The sequence below is a fragment of the Escherichia sp. AM3 genome (assembly GCF_032029835.1).
Classification (GTDB): Bacteria; Pseudomonadota; Gammaproteobacteria; order Enterobacterales; family Enterobacteriaceae; genus Escherichia; species Escherichia coli.
On the sequence record NZ_JAVUPQ010000796.1, the window covers coordinates 1 to 310 of the forward strand.

General features: G+C 51.6%; 1 protein-coding gene. It reads left to right on the forward strand.

Annotation, left to right across the window (positions count from 1 at the left end):
* The coding region (locus RTW80_RS28415; RefSeq protein ID WP_409415334.1) for a GGDEF domain-containing protein at positions 1–310 on the forward strand (310 nt) is incomplete at both ends.

Consider the following 310-nt stretch of genomic DNA (forward strand, 5'->3'; position numbering starts at 1 on the left):
GTGCAGGAGTCGGTTCGTTTCGCACCACTTAAGGATATGTACGAATGGCACCCGGTGCGTAAAGACGGGACGCAGTTAACCATTCTCTGGTCAAACATCCTTTTGCCGGATAACTCCATTCTCAACATTGGCCTGGATATCACCGAACGTAAAAAAGCAGAACAGCAGCTGACCGTCAAAGCCACCACGGACGATCTGACGGGCTGTCTGAATCGCTCGACAATCTTACAGCGTCTCAAAATAGCGCTGGCAGCCAGTTCCCCGCAGGATGTCAGTAGCCACTTCTGTCTCCTGATGTTCGATCTCGATC